This window comes from Emcibacter sp. SYSU 3D8 (genome assembly GCF_039655875.1).
GTDB lineage: Bacteria > Pseudomonadota > Alphaproteobacteria > SMXS01 > SMXS01 > RI-34.
Genome location: NZ_JBBYXK010000005.1, coordinates 94,466 through 119,951, shown reverse-complemented (window position 1 = coordinate 119,951; position 25,486 = coordinate 94,466). Strand labels below are relative to the sequence as shown.

General features: G+C 64.5%; 25 protein-coding genes. 9 read left to right on the top strand and 16 right to left on the bottom strand.

What is annotated here, in order from left to right; genetic code table 11:
• Positions 1–4 precede the first annotated feature (4 nt).
• Positions 5–1,624 carry a long-chain-fatty-acid--CoA ligase gene (locus WJU21_RS16560; protein ID WP_346324572.1) on the bottom strand — a complete coding sequence of 540 codons (1,620 nt, stop codon included), beginning with the start codon at positions 1,622–1,624 and terminating at the stop codon, positions 5–7.
• Between the two features lie 6 nt (positions 1,625–1,630).
• Entirely contained in the window at positions 1,631–3,034 is a 1,404-nt protein-coding gene (locus WJU21_RS16555) for a 4-hydroxyphenylacetate 3-hydroxylase N-terminal domain-containing protein (RefSeq protein ID WP_346324571.1), read from the bottom strand.
• Between the two features lie 115 nt (positions 3,035–3,149).
• Here WJU21_RS16555 and WJU21_RS16550 point away from each other — a divergent pair, with 115 nt between their 5' ends.
• The 3 genes from WJU21_RS16550 (at position 3,150) to hpnH (ending at position 5,620) form a co-directional block, all read left to right on the top strand.
• Entirely contained in the window at positions 3,150–3,362 is a 213-nt protein-coding gene (locus WJU21_RS16550; protein ID WP_346324570.1) for a hypothetical protein, read from the top strand.
• A gap of 133 nt (positions 3,363–3,495) precedes the next feature.
• A complete protein-coding gene (ispH, locus tag WJU21_RS16545; protein ID WP_346324569.1) occupies positions 3,496–4,437 on the top strand; it encodes a 4-hydroxy-3-methylbut-2-enyl diphosphate reductase in 942 nt (313 codons plus the stop codon).
• Between the two features lie 37 nt (positions 4,438–4,474).
• On the top strand, positions 4,475–5,620 hold the full coding sequence (hpnH, locus tag WJU21_RS16540) for an adenosyl-hopene transferase HpnH (RefSeq protein WP_346324568.1): 1,146 nt from the start codon (positions 4,475–4,477) through the stop codon (positions 5,618–5,620).
• Here the strand turns inward: hpnH and WJU21_RS16535 are convergent.
• The 7 genes from WJU21_RS16535 to WJU21_RS16505 all read right to left on the bottom strand — a co-directional run bounded on the left by WJU21_RS16535 (position 5,573) and on the right by WJU21_RS16505 (position 13,859).
• The gene (locus tag WJU21_RS16535) at positions 5,573–6,271 is read right to left on the bottom strand and encodes a hypothetical protein (RefSeq protein ID WP_346324567.1); all 699 of its coding nucleotides are present in this window, start codon (positions 6,269–6,271) and stop codon (positions 5,573–5,575) included. The two genes, hpnH and WJU21_RS16535, sit on opposite strands and share 48 nt — an antisense overlap.
• Positions 6,268–7,536: a hydroxysqualene dehydroxylase HpnE gene (gene hpnE / locus WJU21_RS16530; RefSeq protein ID WP_346324566.1), complete on the bottom strand. Its 1,269-nt coding sequence runs from the start codon at positions 7,534–7,536 to the stop codon at positions 6,268–6,270. The genes WJU21_RS16535 and hpnE overlap by 4 nt, the downstream gene beginning before the upstream one ends.
• 4 nt (positions 7,537–7,540) lie before the next feature.
• The gene (hpnD, locus tag WJU21_RS16525; protein WP_346324565.1) at positions 7,541–8,350 is read right to left on the bottom strand and encodes a presqualene diphosphate synthase HpnD; all 810 of its coding nucleotides are present in this window, start codon (positions 8,348–8,350) and stop codon (positions 7,541–7,543) included.
• Positions 8,351–8,436: 86 nt separating this feature from the next.
• Positions 8,437–10,356, bottom strand: a complete 1,920-nt coding sequence (dxs, locus tag WJU21_RS16520) for a 1-deoxy-D-xylulose-5-phosphate synthase (RefSeq protein ID WP_346324564.1) — start codon at positions 10,354–10,356, stop codon at positions 8,437–8,439.
• Positions 10,357–10,530: 174 nt separating this feature from the next.
• The gene (locus tag WJU21_RS16515; protein ID WP_346324563.1) at positions 10,531–11,670 is read right to left on the bottom strand and encodes a glycosyltransferase; all 1,140 of its coding nucleotides are present in this window, start codon (positions 11,668–11,670) and stop codon (positions 10,531–10,533) included.
• Complete coding sequence (gene hpnC, locus WJU21_RS16510) at positions 11,670–12,515, bottom strand: squalene synthase HpnC (protein ID WP_346324562.1); 846 nt, start codon at positions 12,513–12,515, stop codon at positions 11,670–11,672. Before hpnC ends, WJU21_RS16515 begins: the two co-directional genes overlap by 1 nt.
• A gap of 39 nt (positions 12,516–12,554) precedes the next feature.
• Entirely contained in the window at positions 12,555–13,859 is a 1,305-nt protein-coding gene (locus tag WJU21_RS16505) for an MFS transporter (RefSeq protein WP_346324561.1), read from the bottom strand.
• 159 nt (positions 13,860–14,018) lie between these two features.
• On the opposite strand from WJU21_RS16505, the gene WJU21_RS16500 reads away from it, so the two are divergent.
• From WJU21_RS16500 to WJU21_RS16490, 3 genes are read left to right on the top strand one after another with little or no spacing between them, the layout of a single operon-like run.
• Complete coding sequence (locus WJU21_RS16500) at positions 14,019–14,663, top strand: 2-hydroxychromene-2-carboxylate isomerase (protein ID WP_346324560.1); 645 nt, start codon at positions 14,019–14,021, stop codon at positions 14,661–14,663.
• Positions 14,650–15,648 carry a phosphotransferase family protein gene (locus WJU21_RS16495; protein WP_346324559.1) on the top strand — a complete coding sequence of 333 codons (999 nt, stop codon included), beginning with the start codon at positions 14,650–14,652 and terminating at the stop codon, positions 15,646–15,648. The genes WJU21_RS16500 and WJU21_RS16495 overlap by 14 nt, the downstream gene beginning before the upstream one ends.
• Complete coding sequence (locus WJU21_RS16490; protein ID WP_346324558.1) at positions 15,648–16,019, top strand: DUF6285 domain-containing protein; 372 nt, start codon at positions 15,648–15,650, stop codon at positions 16,017–16,019. Before WJU21_RS16495 ends, WJU21_RS16490 begins: the two co-directional genes overlap by 1 nt.
• A 73-nt stretch (positions 16,020–16,092) precedes the next feature.
• On the opposite strand, the gene WJU21_RS16485 is transcribed toward WJU21_RS16490, so the two are convergent.
• The 3 genes from WJU21_RS16485 to WJU21_RS16475 form a co-directional block, all read right to left on the bottom strand.
• Entirely contained in the window at positions 16,093–16,728 is a 636-nt protein-coding gene (locus tag WJU21_RS16485; RefSeq protein WP_346324557.1) for a TetR/AcrR family transcriptional regulator, read from the bottom strand.
• Positions 16,729–16,823: 95 nt separating this feature from the next.
• Positions 16,824–18,023 (bottom strand): acyl-CoA dehydrogenase family protein, encoded by a 1,200-nt coding sequence (locus WJU21_RS16480; RefSeq protein ID WP_346324556.1) that lies wholly within the window; start codon positions 18,021–18,023, stop codon positions 16,824–16,826.
• Between the two features lie 5 nt (positions 18,024–18,028).
• Positions 18,029–18,799, bottom strand: coding sequence for an SDR family oxidoreductase (locus WJU21_RS16475; RefSeq protein ID WP_346324555.1), 771 nt, complete (start codon positions 18,797–18,799; stop codon positions 18,029–18,031).
• A gap of 105 nt (positions 18,800–18,904) precedes the next feature.
• Here WJU21_RS16475 and WJU21_RS16470 point away from each other — a divergent pair, with 105 nt between their 5' ends.
• Entirely contained in the window at positions 18,905–19,843 is a 939-nt protein-coding gene (locus WJU21_RS16470) for a nitronate monooxygenase (protein WP_346324554.1), read from the top strand.
• A gap of 9 nt (positions 19,844–19,852) precedes the next feature.
• Here WJU21_RS16470 and WJU21_RS16465 read toward each other — a convergent pair whose 3' ends face one another.
• Both WJU21_RS16465 and WJU21_RS16460 read right to left on the bottom strand, forming a co-directional pair.
• A complete protein-coding gene (locus tag WJU21_RS16465; protein WP_346324553.1) occupies positions 19,853–20,224 on the bottom strand; it encodes a cytochrome c in 372 nt (123 codons plus the stop codon).
• A gap of 45 nt (positions 20,225–20,269) precedes the next feature.
• Positions 20,270–21,802, bottom strand: a complete 1,533-nt coding sequence (locus WJU21_RS16460) for an acetyl-CoA acetyltransferase (RefSeq protein WP_346324552.1) — start codon at positions 21,800–21,802, stop codon at positions 20,270–20,272.
• A 255-nt stretch (positions 21,803–22,057) separates the two neighbouring features.
• Here WJU21_RS16460 and WJU21_RS16455 point away from each other — a divergent pair, with 255 nt between their 5' ends.
• Both WJU21_RS16455 and WJU21_RS16450 read left to right on the top strand, forming a co-directional pair.
• Entirely contained in the window at positions 22,058–23,590 is a 1,533-nt protein-coding gene (locus tag WJU21_RS16455) for an acyl-CoA synthetase (RefSeq protein ID WP_346324551.1), read from the top strand.
• A gap of 79 nt (positions 23,591–23,669) precedes the next feature.
• Complete coding sequence (locus WJU21_RS16450) at positions 23,670–23,954, top strand: hypothetical protein (protein ID WP_346324550.1); 285 nt, start codon at positions 23,670–23,672, stop codon at positions 23,952–23,954.
• Positions 23,955–24,008: 54 nt separating this feature from the next.
• On the opposite strand, the gene WJU21_RS16445 is transcribed toward WJU21_RS16450, so the two are convergent.
• Complete coding sequence (locus tag WJU21_RS16445; RefSeq protein ID WP_346324549.1) at positions 24,009–24,875, bottom strand: TIGR03620 family F420-dependent LLM class oxidoreductase; 867 nt, start codon at positions 24,873–24,875, stop codon at positions 24,009–24,011.
• An 11-nt stretch (positions 24,876–24,886) separates the two neighbouring features.
• Complete coding sequence (locus tag WJU21_RS16440) at positions 24,887–25,444, bottom strand: VOC family protein (protein WP_346324548.1); 558 nt, start codon at positions 25,442–25,444, stop codon at positions 24,887–24,889.
• Positions 25,445–25,486 lie beyond the last annotated feature (42 nt).

Here is a 25,486-nt window from a genome sequence, read left to right as displayed (position 1 = left end):
TCCCTCAGATGGTGGGCAGCTTGTAGTCCCTGAACTGCTCGCGCAGGGCGGTCTTCTGGACCTTGCCGGTGGCGGTGTGCGGCAATTCCTCGACGAACACCACATCGTCGGGCAGCCACCACTTGGCCACATGGCCGCTCAGAAAATCGATCAATGCCTGCTTGTCCGGCGGCGCATTCTTCGGCACCACCACCAGCAGGGGCCGCTCGTCCCACTTGGGGTGATAGGCGCCGATCACCGCCGCTTCCGCCACGCCGGGGAAGCCCATGGCGGCGTTCTCCAGTTCGATGGAACTGATCCATTCGCCGCCCGACTTGATGACATCCTTGGCCCGGTCGGTGATCTGCATGAAGCCGCGCGGATCGATGGTGGCCACGTCTCCGGTGTTGAACCACCCCTCGGCGTCGATGGGACAGTCGTCGCGCTTGAAATAGCCCGATGTGACCCAGGGGCCGCGCACCTGAAGGTGGCCGAAGGTCTTGCCATCGCGGGGCAGCACGGTGCCCGTGTCGTCGACGATCCGCATCTGCACGCCGAACGCGCCGCGGCCTTGCTTGACCAGCACGTCGAGTTTCCTGTCCTCCGGCCAGTCCAGCATGTCGCGCTTCAGGGTGGCGAAGGTGCCCATGGGACTCATTTCGGTCATGCCCCAGCCCTGACGCACCTGGATGCCCAGCTTGTGGAACCGTTCGATCATGCTGCGTGGCGGTGCCGTGCCGCCGACGCACACCCGGTTGAGCTTGCCGATGCCCATGTCCGAGTTCTCGACCTGGTTGAGAAAGTCCAGCCAGATCGTTGGAACTGCGGCAGAATGTGTAACATCCTCCTTCAGCATCAGCGCATAGATGGTCGCACCGCTGACGTCGCGTCCGGGCAGGACCAGCTTGGCGCCCACTGCCGCTGCGCAATAGGGAATGCCCCAGGAATTGGCGTGGAACATGGGGGCGACCGGCAGGATCACGTCCCACGCGCTGAACGCATGGACGTCGGGCAGTGAGGCGGCATAGGTATGGATGACGGTCGACCGGTGGGCATAGAGTACGCCCTTGGGATCGCCGGTGGTGCCGGACGTGTAGCAAAGCGACGAGGCGGTGTTTTCGTCGAACTGGGGCCAGGCGAAATCGTCGTCCTCGGCGGCCACAAGATCCTCGTAGCACAGCACGTTGGGAAGCGACGTGTCCGGCATGTGTCCGGCGTCGGTCAGGATGATTACGGCTTCCACCGAGGGCATCTGTCCGATCAACCGTTCGACCAGTTCCACGAAGGTCAGGTCGATGAACAGGAACCGGTCCTCGGCATGGTTGGCGATATAGGCGATCTGGTCGTCGAACAGCCGCGGGTTGATGGTGTGGCACACCGCCCCGATGCCAGGGATGGCATAGAACAACTCGAAGTGCCGCCAGGTGTTCCAGGCCAGCGTGCCGACCCGGTCTCCAGTCTGAATACCAAGCCATTTCAGTGCCTTGGCCAGCTTTCTTGTGCGTTTGGCGCAATCCGCATAGGTGTAGCGATGCTCGCCGCCCTCGACGGGGCACGAGACGATTTCGGTTTCGCCGTGATTGAGTTCGGCGTGCTCGAGCAGCGACGAAATCAGCAGCGGCCGCTGCTGCATCAGACCCAGCATATGGTGCTACTCCGCTGCCTTGAGGCCGGCATCGCCGGTGCCGATGCCGGCCATTTCCAGCGCCAGGCCCTTGGCCCGTTTCATGTCGTAATGGTTGCGGGTGACGATGCGCTGGGCATAGAGGCCGCCGCCCGCCTGCACGTTAGTCACTGCGCGGTAGCCGCCATAGGCGTCGGCCGAAAGGTCACGGATGGCATGGAACAGCTGGGCGCGGTAGACGCCGTCCACCGATTGTTTGGTGCCCAGATATTTCCGCAGCAGGTGGCCGGTTTCGTCATTGTCCAGGTCGCTCATGGACGGCACGGTGAGGATCGAGCCACCGGCAATGTCGTGCAGGTGCCGCACCATCAGGCTGTAATTGGCCGCACCGTGATATTTGCCGGCGTTGGTGAACAGCTCGTTGGGGAAGGCGGCGCCGTCGGCCGTTACCTCGCTATGGGCAATGGCCGCCTCCAGCGTTGCGCGCACCAGGGTGGCATGGATGATCATCTCGGAGATCTTCTCCTTGATGTGCCCGACCTTCTCCAGCCCGTTCGCCTCGGCGATCAGCTGGGCAAAGCCCACCAGCAGATCGGCGCCGTCGGCCATGGATGCGAGGCCGCCCAGCCGCTCCCACAGGCCCAGCGAATGAGCGAACACCGCCGCCGCGCGCCATTCGCCGTCAAGGAAGATGCGGTCATCGGGCACGAACACGTCATCGAAGATCACAAAGCCTTCCGGCACGACCCGGTTGCTGGAAATCGGGAAATCACGCGGGTCGCCGTGGCGCGGCGCATAGGTGGTGTTGACGATCTTCACGCCCGGCGCGTTGACCGGGATGGCGCAGGCGATGGCGTATTCCTCTTCGCCCTCATGCATGGATTTGGTCGGGATCACCATCAACTCGTGGCCCATCGAGGCGCAGGAGATGTGCAGCTTGGCGCCGCGGATCACCACGCCGCCGGGCTTGCGCGCGACCACATGAACATAGGCGTCGGCGTCATCCTGCTGGCCGGGCTTGCGGCTGCGGTCGCCCTTGGCGTCGGTAATGCATTCGGTAATGCGCAGGTCGTTCTCCTGCACATATTTGACGTAGCGGTGGATCGCCTCGGCGCCCTGGGGACGGATGTCGCCGATGCGGTCGGCGGCGGTCAGCAGGGTCATGATCGAGGCATAGGTGACATGGGTCAGCAGGTCGACCTCGTGGTGCATCTCGACCTTGGCGCGCAGCTCGGCAACCGACCCGGGGACGGTCATGTAATCGCTGACCGCACCGTTGCCCGGCTTGAAGAACCGGTCATAGGACGCGGCCGTGTCGGCAACGGTCTTGCCCAGGATCGGGTGGCTCACCACATCCGCGATCCGCTCGCCCTCGAAATAGGTCGCGCGCCCGTCGTGCAGCGACGCCTTGTACTGCTCACCCGTCATCATGGCTCAGGTCTCCCGTTTCCCCGCATGCGCCGTGAACGGTGGCAGGACTCCACGCGGCTGTCCAGCGGCGCCGTCCTTTGCTAGGGTCCGGCGGTCGGGGTGACAAGGAGACTGCATGCCCAAGCTATTCTGGATCGGCATCGCCATTCTCGTGCTGGGTACGGGACCGCTGCTTGGCTTTGCCGCGGCGGACGAACTGGGCCTGATCAGCGACCCGCATCCCAATCCGATCGGGCTCGGCATCCTGGCCGGCATCACGATCTGGCCGGGGATCGCCATGACCGCCATCGGCATCCTGCAGGCGGTTCGCCGCGGGTCCGCCGGCTGACCTGCTTTCGGATCGGCCATGCGTATTGGTTGCAGCGCAACAGCATGAAATCTACTATATACAGCGCAAGAAACCGCCAGCCGACGTCGGAAACGGTGGGCCTGACACGTAACGTCCCGGGAGAAGCGGACGCATGAAGATACTACTGGCGCAACCCCGAGGCTTCTGTGCCGGCGTGGAGCGCGCGATCGATATTGTCGAGCGGGCACTGATCAAATACGGCCCGCCGGTCTATGTCCGTCACGAAATCGTCCACAACAAGCGGGTGGTCGAGGACCTGCGCGCCAAGGGCGCCGTCTTCGTCGACGAACTGGACGAATTGCCGGCCGGGGCCATCACCATCTTTTCCGCCCACGGTGTCGCGAAGATTGTCGAGAAGGATGCCGAGGATCGCAGCCTCGAGGTCATCGACGCAACCTGTCCGCTGGTTGCCAAGGTGCACATGGAAGGCGAGCGGTATTCGCGCAACGGGCATGAAATCATCCTGATCGGTCATCATGGCCATCCGGAAGTCATCGGCACTCTGGGACAGATCGACGGCCCGACCCATTTGGTGGGCAGCGTGGCCGAGGTTTCCCAGTTGCAGATCACCGACCCGAACAAGCTGGCCTATGTGACGCAGACGACGCTGTCGGTCGACGACACGCGCGATATCATCGCGGCCCTGAAGCAGCACTATCCTGCCATCAAGGGACCGGATGTGCGCGACATATGCTATGCGACGCAGAACCGGCAGGAAGCCGTCCGGCACCTGGTCGAACGCTGCGATGTGCTGCTCGTCGTCGGCGCCCAGAACAGTTCCAATTCAAACCGGCTGCGCGAGATCGGCGCCGACATGAACATTCCGTCATACCTGATCGACGATGCGACGTGTCTCGATCCGGCGTGGCTGGAGGGCAAGGCCGTGATCGGCATCACCGCCGGCGCTTCGGCGCCGGAGGAACTGGTCCGGGAATTGATCGCGCGGCTTCTCGAACTGGGGGCGGAAGGCGTGGAAATGCTCGACGGACTGATCGAGAACGTTCAGTTCAAGCTGCCGCCTCAGGTCCGAAACGTACAGCGGCCGGCCGCCTGAGGCGACCGGAACGAAGTTCTTTTGAAAGGATAAAGCCTTGGCTGTCCCTCTGATCCAGCAAGTGCGCGTCGCCAGCTACATCATGAAGCAGAAGCTGAAAGGCACTAAGCGCTATCCGCTGGTGCTGATGCTCGAGCCATTGTTCCGCTGCAATCTGGCGTGCTCCGGCTGCGGCAAGATCGACTATCCGGACGCTATTCTGAACAAGCGCCTGTCGGTCGAGGAATGCTTGCAGGCCGTCGACGAATGCGGCGCGCCCATGGTGTCGATCCCCGGCGGCGAACCCTTGCTGCACAAGGAGATCGACAAGATCGTCGAGGGCATCATCGCCCGCAAGAAGTTCGTCTATCTGTGCACCAATGCGTTGCTGCTCAAGAAGAAGATGGACCTGTTCTCGCCGTCGCCGTACCTGACCTTCTCGGTTCATCTGGACGGCCTGAAGGACGAGCACGACAAGTCGGTCTCGCAGGAAGGCGTGTTCGAGCGCGCGGTCGAGGCGATCGAGGAAGCGGTGAAACGCGGCTTCCGTGTCACCGTCAACTGCACTCTGTTCAACAATGCCGAGCCCGAGCGCGTCGCCGATTTCTTCGATTACGTGAAGACCCTTGGCGTCGAGGGTGTGACCGTTTCGCCAGGCTATGCCTACGAACGTGCGCCGACCCAGGATCACTTCCTGTCGCGCCGCGACACCAAGGAATTGTTCCGCAACGTGTTCCGCCTGGGCAACAAGCGCGGCAGCAACTGGGTGTTCAACCAGTCGACTCTCTATCTGGATTTTCTCGCGGGCAACCAGACCTACGAATGCACGCCTTGGGGCAGCCCGGCGCGCAACGTGTTCGGCTGGCAGAAGCCGTGCTATCTGGTCGGCGAGGGCTATACCTCGACGTTCAAGGAGCTGATGGAAACCACCGATTGGGACACCTACGGCACCGGCAAATACGAGAAGTGCGCCAACTGCATGGTCCATTGCGGCTACGAGCCGACAGCGGTTACCGACACAGTATCGAATCCGCTCAAGGCGCTGAAGGTCTTCATGAAGGGTGTCTCGACCGAAGCGCCGATGGCGCCGGATATCCCGCTGGATAACCAGCGTCCGGCTGCCTACGTGTTCGAGAAGCAGGTCACCAATTTCATGCTAGACGAAGAAAAGCCGGGGAGCCCCCAGAAGAGCAAGGTTGCGTAGGGTCTTGCGCGCCGCGCTTGTCTGAAGGCCAAGCCGCACCATATCGGCAAACTCCCACGGATGCAGCGCAAGCTCGGTGAGCGCGCGCACGGTATCGACCGTGCCATCCGGGTTGGCCGCCGCCAGGGCCGATGAAGGCAGAATGCGCGTCGCGCCGTCGGCGACCACGCGCAGCGTCAGGAACGGTACGCCCCGGTCGCGCGCGATCTCTCCGACGCCGTAGCTTTCCATGTCGACGCCCAGCGCCTTGGTCATGATATGAAGCGCACGCTTGTCGGCCGGCGTGACGGCCGGCGGGTCGCTATGGGCCAGCCGGCCGGCTTCGGTCGCGAAACGCGTCTTGCCCAGCCCCTCTGTCATCCGGGCGGCCCAGGCCTGATCCGTGTCAATGGTGAGGTGCCAGTTGACCACCTGGCTGGAGATCAGGAGCGTACCCGGCTTCAACCCCTCGATCAGGGCGCCGGCGATGCCGAAGCTCAGCAGGGCTTCGCTGCCCTGGTCTAGCAGTTCGGCAGCCACACGCCGGGCCGAAACATAGCTGGGTCCGGCGCACGCGACGACGACGCTGTCGGGTGACCCCGCTTTCGCCAGTTCCGCCCGCAGGATGTCGGCCTCGAACTGCATTCCGGTGACGATGCCGAGCCGGGTCATGCTTTACGTCCTTTCACGGGTTTTGCGGCCAATCCGGCGGCTTTGCTGCCAGACCTTATCGCTCCCTCGATGGTGGCAGGCAGGCCGGTGTTCGTCCAGTCGCCCGCAAGATAGAGATTATCAAGCCGGGTTGTGGCGTCCGGCCGCCTGGCCACGGCTGCCGGGTCCTGGGCGAAGGTGGCGCGCTTTTCCTTGACCACGCGGAACGGCGGGACCGCGCCGTCGACACCAAGTGCTACCTGGACATCGGCCCAGCAGCGCGAGGCGATTTCGTCGGCATCCAGTTGTGCTTCGTCGCCGGCGGCGCTGATGGTGATCGAGACGATGTCGTCACGCACGAAGATCCAGTGTGCGAATCCGCCGATCACCCCCAGCAAGGCCACCGCGCCTTCGCCCCGCGGCGGGCGGACCAGCCGGAAATGGACATTGACGATCGGCTCGCCCGCGGCCGGCACCTGCAATTCGGGAAGCAACGAGGCGGCGTCCCAGGGCGGCACGGCAAGAATCAGGTTGTCGCCATCGCCCAGCACGACCGTCGAATCAGCGATGGTGAAACTGTTCACCTTGCCGTTTTCCGAGGTGAGAGCCTGGACCCGTTCGCCAAAGCGGATATCGACGCCGCGCGCTTCCAGGATGTCGATCGCGGGATCGATGAAGGATTCGGCCAGGCTCACCTTGGCGATCAGCGGCCGGCAGGCGCTCGATCCGCGTGCGAAAGTCTCCAGCAGGACGGGCTTCATCAGCACGGCGGCGGCCTGGTCCGGCCTGGCGTTGATCGCCGCGATCACCAGCGGCTCCCACAGGCCGCGGTAGAGGGCGCCCTTTGCCGGCAGCACGTCGGCAACGGTCTGCCGGCTGCCCGCCATCAGCAGCTTCAACGCCGGCAGGAACGACAGGAAAGACGAACCCGGCACGCGTCTCCAGGGTGCGAATATCCAGAACGGGATCGGGCCCCAGTTGGGCCGGACGGTCCAGTGCTCGCCGCTTGCTAGGTCTACGAAGGGGAAGGCGGCTCCTTGCGGTCCGACCATGCGGTGCCGGGTGCCGACCTCGTCGAGAAATCTCATGGCGGCCTTGTTGCCGCTCATCACCAGGTGATTGCCGTTGTCGATAATGGCGTCGAGCATGGGGTCGTGGAACGAGCGGCAGCGGCCGCCGGCGCGCCTGGTCGCTTCGATCAGGGTGACCGCCCGGCCGCCGCGCGACAGGGCAAGGGCGGCGCTCAGACCTGCGAGGCCCGCGCCAATGACATAGGTCCTGGCCATGGGATCAGAACAAGCCGTAACGCACGGCGATCCAAAGTTTCTCCAGCTTGGATACGCCGTTGCGGGGGCTGTTCGGCAGGTAGCTCCAGTCCTCCTCCAACAGCCGGTCCAGGGTCTTGCGGTAGACCATCATCATGATGATGGCCGGGCGCATGGCCTTGCGCGAGCAGCGCGCGATCGCCGTATCCGCCAGCCGGAATTCTTCCTCGGCCCGTACCGCCAGCGCCCTGCAGGTCTCGCGCAGCCGTGGGTCGGCGATGACGGTTCCGGGCTCGTCGCCTTCGATGCCCGCCTGCGCCAGCAGTTCGCGCGGCAGGTAAAGGCGGCCCATGGCCGCGTCTTCCTCGATGTCGCGCAGGATGTTGGTCAGCTGCAGCGCGAGGCCGAGATGATCGGCAACGGCCTGCCCCGCCGGGCCGGGCTCGCCGAAGATGCAGACGCACAGCCTGCCCACGGCACAGGCGACACGGTCGCAATAGAGGATCAGCTCGTCCATCACCGGCGCGCGGATCGGTCCGATGCCGTCCATTTCCATGCCGTCGATGAGCGCGATGAAGTCTTTCTTCTCCAGATGATAGGTGCTGATGGCGGGTGCGATCACGCGGGTGATCGGATGTTGGGGAACGCCCTGGTACAGCGCCTCGATCTCGGCCCGCCAGGATTCCAGGCCGGCGCGCTTGACGTCGTCCGGATCGTCGCCATCGGCGATGTCGTCCACTTCACGGGCGAAGGCGTAGACGGCGAATATGGCATCGCGCTTCTCGGGCGGCAGGAAACGCATCGCCCAATAGAACGACGATCCGGCGGCCGTCACGGTTTCGCGCACCCGCGCGAGATCGGCGGGAGTCGGAGAACTATAGGATGATGTTTGTTGAGCGAGCGCCACGTCGATACCAGGGATCAGTTGGCGCCAACCTCACGCAAAAGTTGCGGCTGGCCAAGCGCTCCCAGCACTGTCGTGACCACATCGGACCACGTCAACCCCGCTTCGGCATATTGCTGCTCTGGCGTGCCATGACCCACGAAGAAATCCGGCAGAGTCATGGTGCGAACCTTCAGGCCATTATCCAGCAGGCCGTTGCCGGCCATGTATTGCAGCACATGCGCGGCGAAGCCGCCCGCGGCTCCGTCCTCGATGGTCACCAGCACCTCGTGTTCCTGCGCCAGCTGGCGGATCAATGCTGTGTCGAGCGGTTTGGCGAAGCGTGCGTCGGCCACCGTGGGGCGCAGGCCGTAATGGCCCAGTTCGTCAGCGGCGCGCAGGCATTCGTGCAGGCGGGAGCCCAGCGACAGCAGGGCGATGCGGTTGCCCTCGCGCAGGATGCGGCCTTTGCCGATGGGCAATACCTGGCCGCGCTCGGGCAGGGGAACGCCGACACCTTCGCCGCGCGGATAGCGCAGCGCCGATGGCCGGTCGTCGATCGCCAGCGAGGTGACCAGCATGTGCTTGAGTTCGGCCTCATCCGAAGGCGCCATCACCACGAAATCGGGCAGGCAGCACAGATAGGCCAAGTCGTAGCTGCCAGCATGAGTCGCGCCATCGGCGCCGACCAGGCCGGCGCGGTCCATGGCGAAACGCACGGGCAACCGCTGGATGGCGACGTCGTGCACCACCTGGTCGTAGGCGCGCTGCAGGAAGGTCGAATAGATCGCCACAACGGGCCGGATGCCTTCGGTGGCGAGGCCGGCTGCGAAGGTCACCGCATGCTGCTCGGCGATGCCCACGTCATAGGTGCGCTCGGGGAAGCGCTTGCCGAAGGCGTCCAGGCCGGTGCCTGATGGCATGGCGGCGGTGATCGCGACGATGGACGGATCGTGCTCGGCTTCCTCGATCAGGCCTTGCGCGAACACGGCGGTGTAGCTCGGCGCCTTGGGGGCCGACTTGGCCTGCACCAGCGTTTCCGGATCGAACTTGTTGACCGAGTGGTACTTCTCCGCGTTCGGCGCGGTGAACGGGTGGCCATGACCCTTTTCCGTGACGATGTGCAGCAACACCGGACCCTGCCGGTCGTTATCGCGGATGCGGTCGAGCACCGTGACCAGATGTTCCACGTCATGGCCGTCGACCGGTCCCACATAGGTGAAGCCCAGGTTTTCGAACATGGTGCCGTTGCCCAACCCGCTTTCGGCGTAGCTCTGGGCACGGGCCTGGGCAGTGGCGAAGTCTACCGGAAAGGCGGCTTCGAGCCGCTCCTTGATGGCGTCCAGCGACATCAGCGGGTTGTCCGCGACGATCCGCGCAAGATAATGGCTCAGCGCGCCGACTGCGGGTGCGATCGACATGGCGTTGTCGTTGAGCACCACCAGCAGGCGCGAGTTCAGCGCGCCGGCGTTGTTCATCGCCTCGTAGGCCATGCCGGCGCTCATGGCGCCGTCACCGATTATGGCGATGACATTGTTGTCGCCGCCCTTCATGTCGCGCGCCACAGCCATGCCCAGCGCGGCGGAAATTGACGTGGAGCTGTGCGCGGCGCCGAACGGGTCGTATGCGCTTTCGCTGCGCTTGGTGAACCCGTACAGGCCACCCTTCTGGCGAATGGAGCGGATCCGGTCGCGGCGTCCGGTCAGGATCTTGTGGGGGTACGCCTGATGGCTCACGTCCCAGATGATCCGGTCATCCGGCGTGGCGAAGACATAGTGCAGCGCAACAGTCAATTCGACGACACCGAGGCCCGCGCCAAAATGGCCGCCGGTCTGCGACGCTGCGTCGATGATTTCCGCCCGAAGCTCGTCGGCGACCTGCCGAAGCTGACCCGGATTAAGGGAACGCAGAATTTCCGGAGTGACGATCCTGTCGAGTAGCGGGGTCTTTAACGCCATTTGTCCAAGTCGTTGGTGGTCATGGTTCGTGGAAGGGGACGGGTTACACTGCCCCGGCCGCTTTGCATAGTCATATGCGCCACTAAACGCCTGATGCTCGCAACATATTCCACATATGGTAGTCGATCATCGTCCAGACACCAACGCATTGTCATTGCATTGGTGAATCGTCCATCAGGTGTGTCCTTTTTGGTACTGCCGGCCCTTCCAGTTGCTGGCCGTGCCGCGCCAGTAATTGAGCGCGGAATCCAGGGTCATGGCGCCGTAGAGCGCGGCTGTAATGGGCAGCAGGAGCGTCTCGGGCGCCGTCCTGCCGTAATCGCGCAGCGTTGGCCAGTATGCGCCGGCCATGATCGCCCAGGCCGCCAGCCCGGCTGCGCAGGCCGTCAGATTGTGGTGAATCGGCCACGAAATCACCAGTAATGGCGGCCCCAGAAATGTCATCAGCAGCCCGGCGAGGGTCCCTGCCAGCAACAGGGCCGAATATCGCAATTGCGTAAAGGCGGTCCGCGACACCATCTGCCACAGATCCCGCAACGCGGGAGATACGCGAAGGCTGCGCGTGCCATCGGCCAGTCCCAGCCAGATCGGACCGCCCGACCGTTTCACAGCGGCCGCCAGCGAGCAGTCGTCGATCAGCGCGCCGCGAATCGCGCCGATACCGCCGATCCGCGCGAGCGCGTCCCGGCGCAGTAGCACGCAGCCGCCCGCCGCTCCGGCAATCTTCGATGCGGGATCGTTCACGGCGGGGAAGGGGTAGAGCATCTGGAAGAAGAACACGAAGGCCGGCACCAGCAGACGCTCCCAGAAGTGGGAGCAGTGGAGCCGGGCCATCAGCGACACCATCTCCAGCCGCTGCTCCTCGGCAAAGCCGGCCAGGTCGCTCAGCACGCCGGGTGCGTGGACAATGTCGGCGTCGGTGAACCAGACATAGTCGCCCGGCAATGCGTTGGTGTGCCTCAGGCCGGTCTCGAGCGCCCAGAGCTTGCCGCTCCAGCCTGGAGGCAGCTGTTCGCCCGAGACGACCCGCACGTTGCCGCCGGCGGCCCGGGCGATGTCGCCGGTGCCGTCGGTGCTCGAATCGTCGACAACCACGACCGTCAGGTCGCCGGCATAGGTCTGAAGAGTTATCGCCTTGACGCAGTCGGCGATGGTCGCCGCCTCGTTGCGTGCGGGCACGATGGCGATCACCGACGGCCAGCGGCTTCGCCCTGCCGCTTCCGGCAGGCGCTGGTCGGCGCGCCAGAAGCGGTGGTGGAACAGCAGCAGCCAGGCCCAGATGGCGAGCGTCAGGACGCCCAGCGCCGCCAGCATCACCGCCTGCGGCCCAGTACGACGTCGAGCAACCCCGACACGGTGCAACCCATGGCCGCAGGCTTGCTCAGCGCAACACGCGTGGAGATCGGATCCTCGCGCATCAGGCGCAGCGTCAAACGGTCGGCAATGCGGACGATGACGGCCGATTCGAGAGCGAGCCGGCGGCTTGCCAGCACGCCCGGCAGCCGCCGGGCGTCCCTGAGCAGCGCCTCGGTGCCATCGAGGCATTGATCCATCACCCGGCGAAGGCCGGGTGTCGTGACCGGCCTGGCCAGGTCCTCGGTCGCCGCTCCGGCCTCGCGCAGCCACGCCTGGGGCAGATAGACGCGGTCCATCTCGGCATAATCGTCGGCGCAGTCCTGGAGATGGTTGATGACCTGCAGCGCATTGCACAGCGCGTCGGACCGGCCATAGCCGGCCTTGTCCTCGCCGTGCAGGTCGAGCAGGTAGCGGCCGACGGGCGAGGCCGACCGGTCGCAATAGTCGATCAGGTCGTCCCAGCTCTCGTATCGGCTCTTCACCGCGTCCTGCTTGAATGCCGAGATCAGGTCGAGGCAGTGCTTTTCGGTGACGCCGGTCTGCTGGTTGCTGCGCCGGATCGCATGTCCCTTGGCATAGGCCGCCTCATCGGTCTCGCCGCGAACCGCCGCGGCGAATCCGTCCAGCCTTGCCATCTTGTCGCCGGGCGCGAGGGACGGATTGTCCGCCACGTCGTCGATTGCGCGGGCGAATGCGTAAAAGACCGCCACATGCGGCCGTAGCGCCTTGGGCAGCAGGAAGGAGCCGACGGGAAAATTCTCGCTCGCCGCGTTCTTGCCGGATGGGGTTTCGACCTCGCTCATGGCAGCCGTGATAGCAGCGGCCCGCGAAACGGTCGACTGCTACCTGTACTGCGCTCCCAGATCTTCACGCAGATACTTGCCCGCGCGAAAGAAGTGGAACGCCGCCCAGACATAGATGAACAGGAAAACGAGCATCGAATAGCGCAGCGATTCGTGGCCAAAGCGCGAGACCATGAAGTCGCTGACCATGCCCACGAGGAACGGGCCGAGGCCCATGCCGACCAGGTTGGTGATCATCAGGAACACCGCGATGGCCGTGGCGCGCATGCGCAGGCTCACGATCAGCTGGATCACCGCGTTGACCGGGCCGACATAGCAGGTATAGGCGGCGCCCGGGATCGCCATCAGCGCGATCGAGATGACGTAGCTGTGCACTGGAATGCCGAGCACCTGATAGATCGTCGCCGGCAGCAGCAGCACCAGCGCGGCGATCGGTACGGCGGGGATCATGGCGATGCCCGGAATCCAGACGTACCAGCGCGGGTCACGCTTCGCGAGCTTGTCGGCCAGCCAGCCGCCCAGCAATACGCCGATGCCGCCGCCAAGAACGATGGAAGGCGCCAGCCAGACGCCGATCTGGCTCGACCTCAGCCCATGGGATCGCTCGAAGAATGCCGGAATCCAGGTTTGCGAGACGGCGCCGCCAAACACGATCAGCGACGTGCCGGCGAACAGGTGCAGCAGCGACCAGCGGTTGACAATAAATCGTACCACCTCGCCGAATGTCGGCAACGGCTCGTCGGGAGGCGCGTCATGGCGATCGGAGAAGCCGCGCGGCGGCTCCCGCAGTGTCCGCTGCAGCAATAGCGCGACGAGCAGGCCGGGCGCGCCCACGATGACCAGGGCCGCGCGCCAGCCATAGGCGTCGTTGATGATGCCGCCGAGCGCGTAGCCCGCCAACGAACCGATCGGGATGCCAAGGCCGAAGATGGCGAGCGCAAAGGCGCGGCGTTCCCTGGGAAAATAGTCGGCGATGATCGACTGGGAGGCAGGAACGCAGCCGGCCTCGCCGATGCCCACGCCCATCCGCGCCAGGAACATTTGCCACATATTGTGGGTGGCGCCGCACAGCGCCGTCATCAGGCTCCAAAGCGCCAGCGATGCCGAAATGATGCGCTTGCGCTTGCCCCGGTCAGCCGCCCAGGCAAGCGGCACGCCCAGGGTGATGTAGGTGATAGTGAAGGCCAGGCCCGAAATGGCGCCTGCTTCCCAGTCGGTGAGCTTCAGGTCGATGGCGATGGAGTTCAGCAGGATCGCAATGATGTTGCGGTCCATGTGGCTGAACGAGAACACCACGGTCAGCAGACCCAGCACGTACCAGCGGTACCCACCCGTATACGTCACCGCCAGCCCCTTGGAAGGAGCGGCTGCGGGAGCGGCGGTGAGTACTTTCGACAATGTTGAAATTCCGGCGGTCGTCAGGCGTTGTTGTAGGTGCCACCCGGTGCTCTGACAAGGTGCGCCGCCGCCTGTGTTGCAGAATATTCTTGCAATGATGCAAACGTGCTACAGGATGGCGGCCGGCCCGGGGAGGCAGCGATCAATACGCCTATCGATTTCTATTTCGACTTCATCTCGCCGTTCGGATTTTTTACGGCGAGGCAGATCGATGCGATTGCCGAAAAGCACGGGCGCGCCGTACGCTGGCGGCCGTTCAATCTCCGGACGGTCGCGGTGGCGACGGGCTTCGACCGGCCGATGGTCGCCTATCCCATCAAGGGCGAATATTTCAAACATGACGTGCCGCGCCTGGCTCGGCTTCACGGCATCGCTCCCTGGAACGTCGCCGACATGCGCAGCGCCAACGCAGCGGTGGCGGGCCGCGCATTCTACTGGGCGGCCGACCGTGACGAGGCAGCGGCGAAGCAGCTTGCCCTGCGCATTTACCATGCGCTCTATTGCGAGGCGACCAATGCATGCGATCCTGACTGGATCGCCGCGGAGGTCGGGAAACTGGGGCTCGACGTGGGGGCATATCGGACCAGCGCTGACGACCCGGATATGAAGGCGCGGTACAAGCGCCACACGGAAGAGGCGATGGAGCAGGGCGTGTTCGGCTCGCCCTATATCATCGTGGACGGCGAGCCCTTCTTTGGCTCGGACAGACTTTGGATGGTGGAGAAGTGGCTGACTGATGGCGGGTGGTAGCATCGAGACGGCATTGGATGCCGCGACACGGAAATATTTGTCGGCGACGGGGATCGCCGACCTGAAGCGGCTCTCGGCCGGCGCGTCCCAGGAAACCTGGTCGTTCGACGCGCCGACAGCCGAGGGCGTTCAGCAACTGATCCTGCGCCGTGCGCCGGGCGGCGTCCCGGAAAGCCGATCGACGGCCATTGGTCAGGTGCGTGAGGCGCGGCTGATCCAGATCTGTCATGCACACGGCGTGAAGGCGCCCCGGGTGCGCTATGTGCTGCAGGAAGCGGACGGGCTGGGCGTCGGCTTCGTCATGGACCGCATCGCCGGCGAGACGCTGGCGCCCCGCGTCCTGCGCGACGATCTTTACGCCGATGCGCGCCCGAAGATGGCCAGGCAGAGCGGCGAGGCTGCCGCCTCGATCCACCAGGTGCCGATGGACGAGCTGGATTTCCTCGAGGAGATCACGCCGCAGCAGCAATGGCAGAACACCTGGAACGCCTACGAGAAATATTTCCTCGAATGGTCGCCGTCCCCGGTGTTCGACTACGCGCTGCGCTGGCTGAAGGAGCGGGTACCTTCGCGCGACCGCGTGACACTGGTGCACGGCGACTTCCGCAACGGCAACATCATCTGGGGACCGGAAGGCCTGCGCACGATCCTCGACTGGGAAATCGCCCATTTCGGCGATCCCATGGAGGACCTGGCCTGGATCTGCATCAATTCGTGGCGCTTCGGCAAGATCGACAAGCCGGTCGGCGGCTTCGGCCGGCGCGAGGACATGTTCGAGGGTTACGAGGCGGTCTCCGGCGTGAAGGTCGACCCGGATCGCGTGAAGTTCTGGGAAATCTTCGGGAGTCTCAGATGGGGCATCACCTGCCGCTCCATGGCGTTCACCCACCTCACCGGCCATGATCGTTCTGTCGAGCGTCCGGCCATCGGCCGCCGCTCGTCCGAATGCGAGGCCGACCTGATGATCCTGCTGGGGAAAAGCTGATGCGTCCCGACCGTCCCACCGCCGACGAGATGCTCGAAGCCGTCGAGGAATTCCTGCGCGACAAGGTGATGCCCGCTGTCACCGGCCACCTGAACTTCCACGCCCGCGTCGCCGCCAACGTCATCGCCTCGGTCCGCCGCGAGATCGGCCAGTCGCCGGAGATCGAGCAGGCGCAGCGCGAGCGGCTGATGACGTTGCTGGGCCATGACGGCGACCGGGAGACGCTCAACCGCGAATTGTGCGAGGACATCCGCAACGGTAAGTTCAGCCTGGACGATCCCGCCCTGCTCGAGCATCTGCGCCAGGTCGCCGTCGAGAACCTGGGCGTCGATAATCCGAAATATTCGGCCTATGCGCGGTTGAAGGGGTAGTAGCGGCGCTCCCACCTCCAGTCGTCATTCCCGCGTGCGTGGAGATGGCGATTAAAGTTAGAGGGGAAAGTCCTTACTTCCCGCCAATCATCCGGCCCATGATGCGCTTGAGCAGGTCGATGACCGCCTGTTGCCGCTTGTCCTTGTCGTGACCGAACTCGGCAACCGACAGGCCTTCCAGCGACACCCGCAGCAGGTCGCGGGCGACGGCGAAATTGGGATCCTCGACGCTGGCAACCTCGCCATAGACCTCGCGGCCCAACTCCAGCCGGCGCTCGTCATAGCGCTTGCCGGCGTCCTTGACGATCTCTGCGAGTTCAGGGTCCGTGCGGCCAGCCGCCTGCAATTCCTGCCAGGCGACAAACAGCGGGTTCTGGACGAAGCGCCAGTAAATGTCGACGCCGCCCTGCAGCCGCTTCTCCGACGCCGGCATCCTGCGCAGCTCATCGGCATAGGTTTCGATCCACTGGTCGATCATGTGGTCGATGGACGCGCGCAGCACATCGGGCGTGGTGGGGAAATAATATTGAACCGCGCCGCGCGTCACGCGGGCCCGCTTCGCGATTTCCGTGGTCGTGGTGCGATGGTAGCCAAGTTCCAGGAAGCACTGGATGGTTGCGTCCAGGATACTGTTCCGGGTCGCGATGCTTTTCTTGGTCTGGTGCCGGCGCGCATCGCGCGTCGTGGCGTCGTTGTCCTGAGTTGTCACGGTTCGATCGGAGCTGTTCATAATCGCCAGAGCATAAAGCCAAGCCCGCCTGTCGCATAGGGAATTTGGGCAGGCTTGAATATTTGCCTCCTGGGTCAGAGACCGAGCACCATCTTGGCCATGATGTCCCGCTGCACTTCATTGGTGCCGGCATAGATCGAACCGGCCCGGGCATTGAGGTAGTGCGGCGCGGCGGGCGCGGCGTAGTCGGGTCCGATCGACTGCTGGTTGTGCTGGCGCGCGTCGTGGATCGTAAACGGCGCAGCATAGTAGCCGACCGCTTCCATGGTCAGCGTTGTCACCTTCTGCATGGCCTCGGAGCCGCGCACCTTGATCATCGATGCCTCGGGACCAGGCGAGCCGCCTTTTGACAGCACCGACATGATGCGCAGTTCTATCATCTCCAGCGCCATCAGTTCCACCTCGACCGCATCGAGCATGGCCGCGAAGGTCCGGTCGTCGGCGAGGCGGTTGCCGTCCGAGCGTTCATTGGCCGCCATGTGGCGCAACTGCTTCAGGTCGGCGATCAGGCGCGGCGCCCAGGCGCCGGCGCCGCGTTCCCACTCCAACAGGTATTTGGCATAGGTCCAGCCCATGTTCTCCTCGCCGATCAGGCCGGATTTGGGCACCCGCACATCGTCGAAGAAAACCTGGTTCACCTCGTGGTCGCCGCCCAGGGTGATGATCGGCTCCACCGTGATGCCGGGTGTGTCCATATCGAACAACAGGAACGAGATGCCCTGTTGCTGCTTGCCCTGGTCGCTGGTGCGCACAAGGCAGAACATGCGCTGGGCAAATTGCGCATAGGTGGTCCAGATCTTCGAGCCATTGATGACGTAGTGGTCGCCATCGCTCACGGCCTTGGTGCGCAGGGACGACAGATCGGAGCCGGCGCCCGGTTCCGAATAGCCCTGCGCCCAGTAATCGTCGCCCGACAGGATGCGCGGCAGATATTGCTGCTGTTGCGCCGGCGTGCCGAACTTGATGATCACCGGCCCGACCATGCCCAGCCCGTTCGGCAGCGGCTTGGGCGCGTGGGCCTCGGTCATTTCCTTGTTGAACAGGTAGCGTTGCGGGATGGTCCAGCCGGTGCCGCCATGCTCCTTCGGCCAGGACGGCGCGATCCAGCCCTGTCTGTGCAGCACCTTGTGCCAGCGCATGGTGGGCTCGAATTCGGCGAAAATGGCGGTTTGCGTCTGCGCCGCGTAGCGCAGGTCGTCGGTCAGGTTGTCGTCGAGGAACCGGCGCACCTCGTCACGAAACGCCATGTCCTCGGGGCTGAAGCTCAGGTCCATCTTGACTACACCGTGGTCGATGAGCCGCCATCCATCGGGATGACGGCGCCGTGAACGTAATCGCTCGCCCGCGAGGCAAGGAAGATGGCGACTCCGGCCGCGTCCTCGGGCTCGCCCAGCCGGTTCGCCGGCACCCGCGCCAGGATCTTGTCGCGGGTCTTCTCGATGGTCTCGGCCATCATCTTGCTGGGGAAGGGGCCGGGCGCGATGGCGTTGACCCGGATGTGATCCCTGGCCAGCGCCTTCGCCAGCACACGCGTCAGGTGAATCAGCGCCGCCTTGGACGACGAATAGGAATAGGTGTCCATGTCGGGCACGGTCAGACCGTTGATCGAGGCGATGTTGATCACCTTGGACGGGCGCTCGGCGCTGGCGGCTGCCTTGAGGGCGCCGCGCAGCTGCTGGATGAGGAAGAACGGCGCCTTGACGTTCATGGCGTAAACCTTGTCCCAGCCGGCCTCGGGAAATTCGTCAAACGGCGCGCCCCAGGCAGCGCCTGAATTGTTCACCAGCACGTCCAGCTTCGGCTCAAGCTCCTTCATGCGGTCGGCCAGCGCGACAATTCCGGCATGAGACGACAGGTCGGCCCGCAGCGGGATGCAGGTGCCGGTCCGGGAAAGCTCGGCCGCGACTTCCTCGCAGACGTCCAGTTTGCGCGAGGCGATGTAGGTCTTGGCGCCATTGGCTGCAAAGCCGGCGGCGATCATCTTGCCGATGCCGCTCGAGCCGCCGGTTACCAGGGCGACTTTGCCCGAGATGTCGAATAAAGCCTTCATGCGTGACTGTTCCCCGTTGATTTGGCCTGCTCACTATGCACGATAGGCGCTCTAAAAAAAGCCCAGACAAATTCACTCAGTCCGACCAATAACAGGGAAGCCGCCATGAACCGCGTTCTCGACCATCTCGGCACCAAATACCCGATCATCCAGTCGCCCATGGGATGGATCGCCCGGTCGCAGCTCGCCTCTGCCGTATCCAACGCCGGGGCGCTGGGCATCATCGAGACCTCGTCGGGCGAGATCGATCAGTGCATGGAAGAGATCCGGAAGATGCGGACTCTCACCGACAAGCCGTTCGGCGTGAACCTGGCGCTGCTGTTCCTGCGCGATGAGCGAATGGTCGACATGGTGATCGACGAAGGCGTGAAGTTCGTCACCACATCGGCCGGCAGCCCGGCCAAATATATCGACAAGCTGAAGAAGGGCGGCCTGACCGTCTATCACGCGGTGCCGACGGCGGCGATGGCCATGAAGGCGGTCGATGCCGGCGTCGACGGTCTGGTAGTCGAAGGCGCCGAGGGCGGAGGTTACAAGAACCCCGAGGAAGTGTCGCTCGCCGTGCTGCTGCAGAGCATCCGCGAAAAGAGCGACATCCCCATGGTTGCCGCTGGCGCCATCGTCGATGGGCGCGGCATGGCAGCGGCGTTCGCGTCGGGCGCCGAAGGCATCCAGATGGGCACCCGCTTCGTCAGCTCGGTGGAAAGCCCGGTGCACAGGAACTTCAAGAACGCCATCGTCGACGGTGACGAAACCGGTACCGTGGTGCTGAACAAGAAATCAACGCCCTGCGTGCGTGCGCTCAAGACCGAGCGATCGATGGCGATCGCCGAGGCGGGCATCATGGAGCGATCCAAGGGTTTCGGCTCGGTCCTCGACCTCTATTTCGGCGGCGACATGGAAGCAAGCCTTGGCCTCGCCGGTCAGGGCATCGGCCTGATCCACGAGGTGAAGCCGGTGAAGCAGATCATCGACGAAACCGTTGACGGCTTCTTCGCCATCGCCAACCAGTTCGCGGCGAAGGCGCAGGCGCGGGCGTTCTGAGACCCGCGGCTAGTTGCCTGCAGGCTCGTCAAGCGACGAGATATAGGCGAGAACCGCCTCGATCTCGTCGCGGCTCAGGGTGATTTCCTTCATGGAGCCGTGTGGCCTGGTGAGGAAGGTCCGGTAATGGTCCGGATTCGTGGTGACCATCGGCGCCAGCATCTTGAAGGGCGGTGCCGCGTCCATGGCGCTCTCGTTGGCGCTCGTGCCGGTGACATGACAGGCATTGCACCACATCTGCGCCAGGTCGGCGCCCTGTTCCGCCGGGGAATAGGACGCACCGGGAATTGGCGGATCGCCGGCTTCGGATGAGTCGGCCGCCAGGGCATGACTGGAGGCCAGGGCGAGAACGGCAGCGAGTATCGACATTGTTCTGTTCATGGTCTGCATCCTATGAGCAAGTGCGCCCCGTCACTTTGCGCAAGATCAAGCCGGAACGAAAGTATTCCGGCCGTCGGCATGGCGTATCGTCCCGGGCCTGCCAAGGCTGTCCACATCCATCAGCCCGTTCAGCGTCGCGGCATCTGCCGGCGTGTTGGCGATGAACCGCACGCCATCCGCTTGCCGGCCCACGATGATGCCGCGCTCCGGTCCCGTCCTGCCGAAAGCAACCGTATAGGTCTCGATGGTCCCGTTGCCCGAGGGTGTCTCGGTGAAGGGCATATCCGGCAGGGAATCGATCTCGCCCTGATACGAACCCGGATTTTCCCGTGCCCAGTTCCCCCTGGTCGGCGTGGTCGAGTAGATCCCGGTGCCCTGCTTGCTGAGATAGCCGCCATTGGCGCCGACCAGGCCAAAGGACCCGGGTTTGGCGCGCAGCTTCGGCAGCATGGCGGCGATGGCGTTCAGCGAATAGGAATTGCCCGGTCCGCCAAAGAAGGGAAGACCGCCGGTCACCGTCAGGCCGCGCGGGTCGTCATAGGCAAGGCCCAGTTCGTCACAGGCCACCTCGACCGCCGATGGAAAGCAGCTGTACAGGTCGATGAAGCTGATGTCGTCCAGGCCGATCCCCGCCATGTCGAGCGCCTTGTGGCCACTCAGTTTCATGGCGGGCGCCCGGTCCAGCCGCTGGCGGAAGCTGATCAGCTTCTCGACCGCTTCGCCGACGCCGTGGATGAACACCCACTTGTCCTGTGGAATGCCCAGTTCGCGCGCTTTGCCCACCGACGTCATGATCGCCGCCGAACCCTGGTTCACGCCGTCCATGGCGTTCATCCAGCGCGGATAGGGAAAGCTGATAAATCGGTTCGATCCGCCCGGATTGGCCAATTCCGCAGCCGTCCGTTCGGTGCCATAGAACGCATAGGGATTGTTGGCCGCGACCCGTGTGAAGGGCGCGAACAGCGCGCCCATGGCCTTCAGGTGCTGCTCGATGCTGTGCCCCTGCCTGCCGCGAATGACGTTCTCGAACAGCGGATAGGTCTGGACCGGGATGCCGATGCCGTGCGCGAATTCGTGCGGCGTGACGAAGTTGGCGCCAATGCCCCGGTCCTCCAGCGAACCTTCGTCCTCTTCCTGCCAGTCCAGCGTGATGCCGAGGCGCATGGCGTCCTTGGTGGTCTGGATGGCCTCGGCGCCGGCAATCAGCGCCATGCCGACCTCGCCGGAGGCGATCCGCTCGCACATCTCGCTGACCAGCTTCTGCGGCGTATTGCCGCCGACCTGGGTGTAGATGGCGTTGCGTGGATTGGCGCCGATGCGCCGGGCGACGGCGCGCGGCGGATTCTCGGCACGGCCGAAGCCATGGGTCACGCGTGGACGATTGGTCGAATCGGGGAAGATGCGGATCATCGCCAGGGTGCAGATATGCGGCGCCAGCGCCGCGCCAAGGCCCGTGTCCGCCATGGCGGCCTTGGCCGCTTCGGCGGCGATCCCCATGGGAGGATGAGCCTGATCCGGGGCGACGCCCTTTTCGGTGAACTGGCCGGCGCCGACAATGATGGGCGTCGAGTCTTCCATGGCTTTCCCCGCTGCTTGTGTGTCCCGTTTCCAGATAACCCCTTTGAATGGAACTTGGAAAGACAAGAGGTATCAAATCGGCCGCCGCTTCAATTCCAGGCGTGCCGGCAGGCGCGGTACATGGCTGCCGATGGGGCCCGTTCCCCAACCTGAGTTCCCGTATGGTAACTTTTCGCTGCGCTCCGGTCGATGCGGCTTGGAAAGCGGCATGCTTTCGCCTATCAGAACCATAGGGAAGTCGAACGGGATGACAGGATGACGGCGATTTACAGCGGCGAGCGCGCACGGCCGCACGATATGATCACCGAGAACGCGCTGCGCGCGGCGTCGGGCTTTCAGGCCATGGGAGTTGGGTCCGACAGCGGCGTGGCGGTCATGCTCCGCAACGATTTCACCTTCTTCGAGGCCAGCCGGGGCGCGACCTTCGCCGGTGCCTATGCAGTGCCGATCAACTGGCATTTCAAGGGCGAGGAGGTGGGCTACATCCTGCGCGATTCGCAGGCGCGGGCGCTGGTCATCCACGCCGATCTGCTTCCGCAGGTCGACGGGGCGGTGCCCGCAGGGGTCGATGTCGTCGTCGTCGCGACGCCGCCTGAAGTGGCCGCTGCCTATGGCGTTTCCGCCGCGCAGGCGGCTGTTCCCGCGGGAATGACCAGCTGGGACGACTGGATGGTGTCGTTGCCGCCCATGGCGAACCCGTCGATGGCCTCGCGCGGCGCCATGTTCTACACCTCGGGCACCACCGGCAAGCCCAAGGGCGTCAAGCGCGGCGTCATCGACCTCCAGCAGGTCATGGGGCTGATGATCCGCACCGCATCCGAAGCCTGGGGCTTCACCGGTACCGATCACCGGGTGCTGGTCACCGGTCCCATGTACCATTCCGCGCCCAACGGTTATGCCAGCGCGGCGGCCGGGATGGGCGCCTATACGGTGCTGCAGCCCCGGTTCGAGGCCGAGGACTTCCTGCGCCAGGTCGAACGCCACCGGATTACCCACGCGGTAATGGTGCCGACCATGTTCGTGCGCCTGCTGGCGCTGCCCGACGAGGTCAAGGCGCGCTACGACACGTCGTCGCTGGAATGGATCACCCACGGCGCCGCGCCATGCTCGCCCGAGGTGAAGCGGCAGATGATCGAGTGGCTTGGCCCCGTCATCAACGAATATTTCGGCGGCACCGAGATCGGCCTGATCACCACGGCGAACAGCGACGATGCCCTGCGCAAGCCCGGCACTGTCGGCAAGGCCATCACCGGCGCCCGTATCGGCATCTTCGACGAAGACGGCAAGGAACTGCCGCCGGGCGAGATCGGCGAAGTCTATGTGTGGATGGAGGGCATGCCCGACTTCACCTATCACGGCCTGGACGAGAAGCGCGGCGAGATCGGCCGCAATGACCTGGTCTGCATCGGCGACATCGGCTACCTGGACGAGGATGGCTATCTGTTCCTCTGCGACCGCAAGATCGAGATGGTGATCTCCGGTGGCGTGAACATCTATCCGGCCGAGGTCGAGGCAACGCTGATCACCATGCCGGGCGTGCGCGACTGCGCCGTGTTCGGCATTCCCGATGCGGAATTTGGCGAAACCCTGTGCGCCTATGTGGAAGCGGAGCGGGAAGGCGCGCTCGATGCCGGCAGCATCAAGGCGTTCCTGCGCGACCGGCTGGCCGGGTACAAGGTGCCGAGGGTGATCGAGTTCGCCGCTGAGTTGCCGCGCGAGGATTCCGGCAAGATATTCAAGCGCAAGCTGCGCGAGCCCTACTGGGCCGGCATGGAACGCCGGATTTGACGGCGGACGCGTTCATGTGCCGTTCAACCGACGCATCTCACTCTCTCCCGATGGGACCGAACTGCCTGAGGACGACGCCATGAACGCCGATTCGACCGCACGCCGCCTGTTCATGCTCGCGAGCGTGCTGGGATTGGCGCTGACGGCCACGGCGGCATACGCCCAGGGCAAGCGTTTCACCGGCGACGCGGACGACAAAGGCACCGCGCAGACGGGGACCATGCAATCGCAGCCCGTCACCGAACACGGCAGCGATCAGCAGACGGCCAAGCAGGATGAGCATGAGCCACCCGACATGATCCTGCTCCGCGAGCCATTCCGGCAATCGCCCGGCACCACCGTCGATTACCGGCGCGGCAAGTAGCCTCCGCCCATCACCGCCCGCATGGCCGGGCGGGAACGACGCGCCGGCTTGCGATCAGCCCTTGGCCAGTGCCGCGAGTGCCTTTTCATCCGCCCGTCCATCGTCGCTCAGCGCCTGGATGCAGACCTGATCGGCACCGGCGTCCAGATGGGCCTCGATGCGCTCGTTGATCGCCGACGCGTCGCCCCACGCCACGATCGCGTCCACCAGCGTGTCCGAGCCGCCCTTGTCCAGGTCGGCGTCCGAGAAACCCAGCCGCACCAGGTTGTTGCGGTAGTTCGGCAGGTCCAGGTAGATGGCGATGCCTTTTCGGGCGATCTCCCGGGCCTTCGCCGGATCGGTCTCCAGCACCACCTTCTGTTCCGGGCACAGCAGCTTGCCGGCACCCAGGATACGCCGCGCCCCGGCGGTATGCTCCGGCGTGACGAGGTAGGGATGGGCGCCGTCGGCCTTGTCGCGCGCCACTTCCAGCATCTTCGGGCCCAGCGCCGCGATCACCGTCTTTGGCGTCGCGGCCGGCGCGGGCGCCATGTACTGGACCTGCGCCATGGCGCCGAGATAGCCGGTCATCGCCGCGATGGGCTTGCCATAGCTGTGGCCCCGGAAGCCCTCCACCAGCGGCTTGTGCGACACGCCCAGTCCCAGCAGGAACCGTCCGCCCGACTGCTCGTTGAGCGCCATCTGCGCCACTTTCGCGGTGCGCGCGTCCCGGCCGTAGATGTTGGTGATGCCGGTGGCGATCGTCAGCGTCCTCGTGTTCGCCAGCAGCCAGGCCGCCAGCGACAGTGGTTCGCGGCCCAGGCCTTCGGGAATCCACAGCGTGCCGTAGCCCCAGTCCTCCAGCCGACGGGCAAAGCCGGCGGCTTCCTTGGCGGTGTAGCCGTCGAGTCCTGCCCAGACCGAGCGCCTGCCGAGATTCATGACCGTCTCCTTCAGGGAACCGTGTAGCTGCCGTCCGGCTGGTTGATGCGGATCGGGTCGGTCTTGCCGTCCCAGGTGGCGGCGGCATCGGCGACCCGTTTGAACGAGGCGCGGATCGCGTCGTTGGGCTCGACGATCTCGAGGAAGATGTCGAAGTCCTTGCGCGCGTCGAAATAGGCGAAACGCGGCGCGCTGCCGTCGCCGCCGCCATAGGTCGTCGCCGGATAGCCGGCGGCCGGATAGGCTTTCATGTCGGAATCGTAGTCGCTGCTCCAGACGCAGCAATGGTGGAAGCCGTGCTGGCCCTTCGCGTACATGTCGCGGTAGGCGCTGTTGCTGTCGCTGTGCTGTTCGATCAGCTCGATCTGCACGTCGCCGGCCTGCGCCAGGGCAACCGACATGCGCAACTCGCCCGGCGCGCCGCGGTACTGCACGTTGCCGATGGTGAGGTTCTGGGTGATGTAGAACGGCCCGACGCCGTAGAACTTGATCCAGCGGTTGCAGGCGGCCATGAGGTCGTCGACGACCCACGCGTCCTGGAAAATCTTGCGTTCGCTCGGCATTGCCATCGATCTCTCCCCTGATGACGGTTCAAGCCATAGTGGCGCATA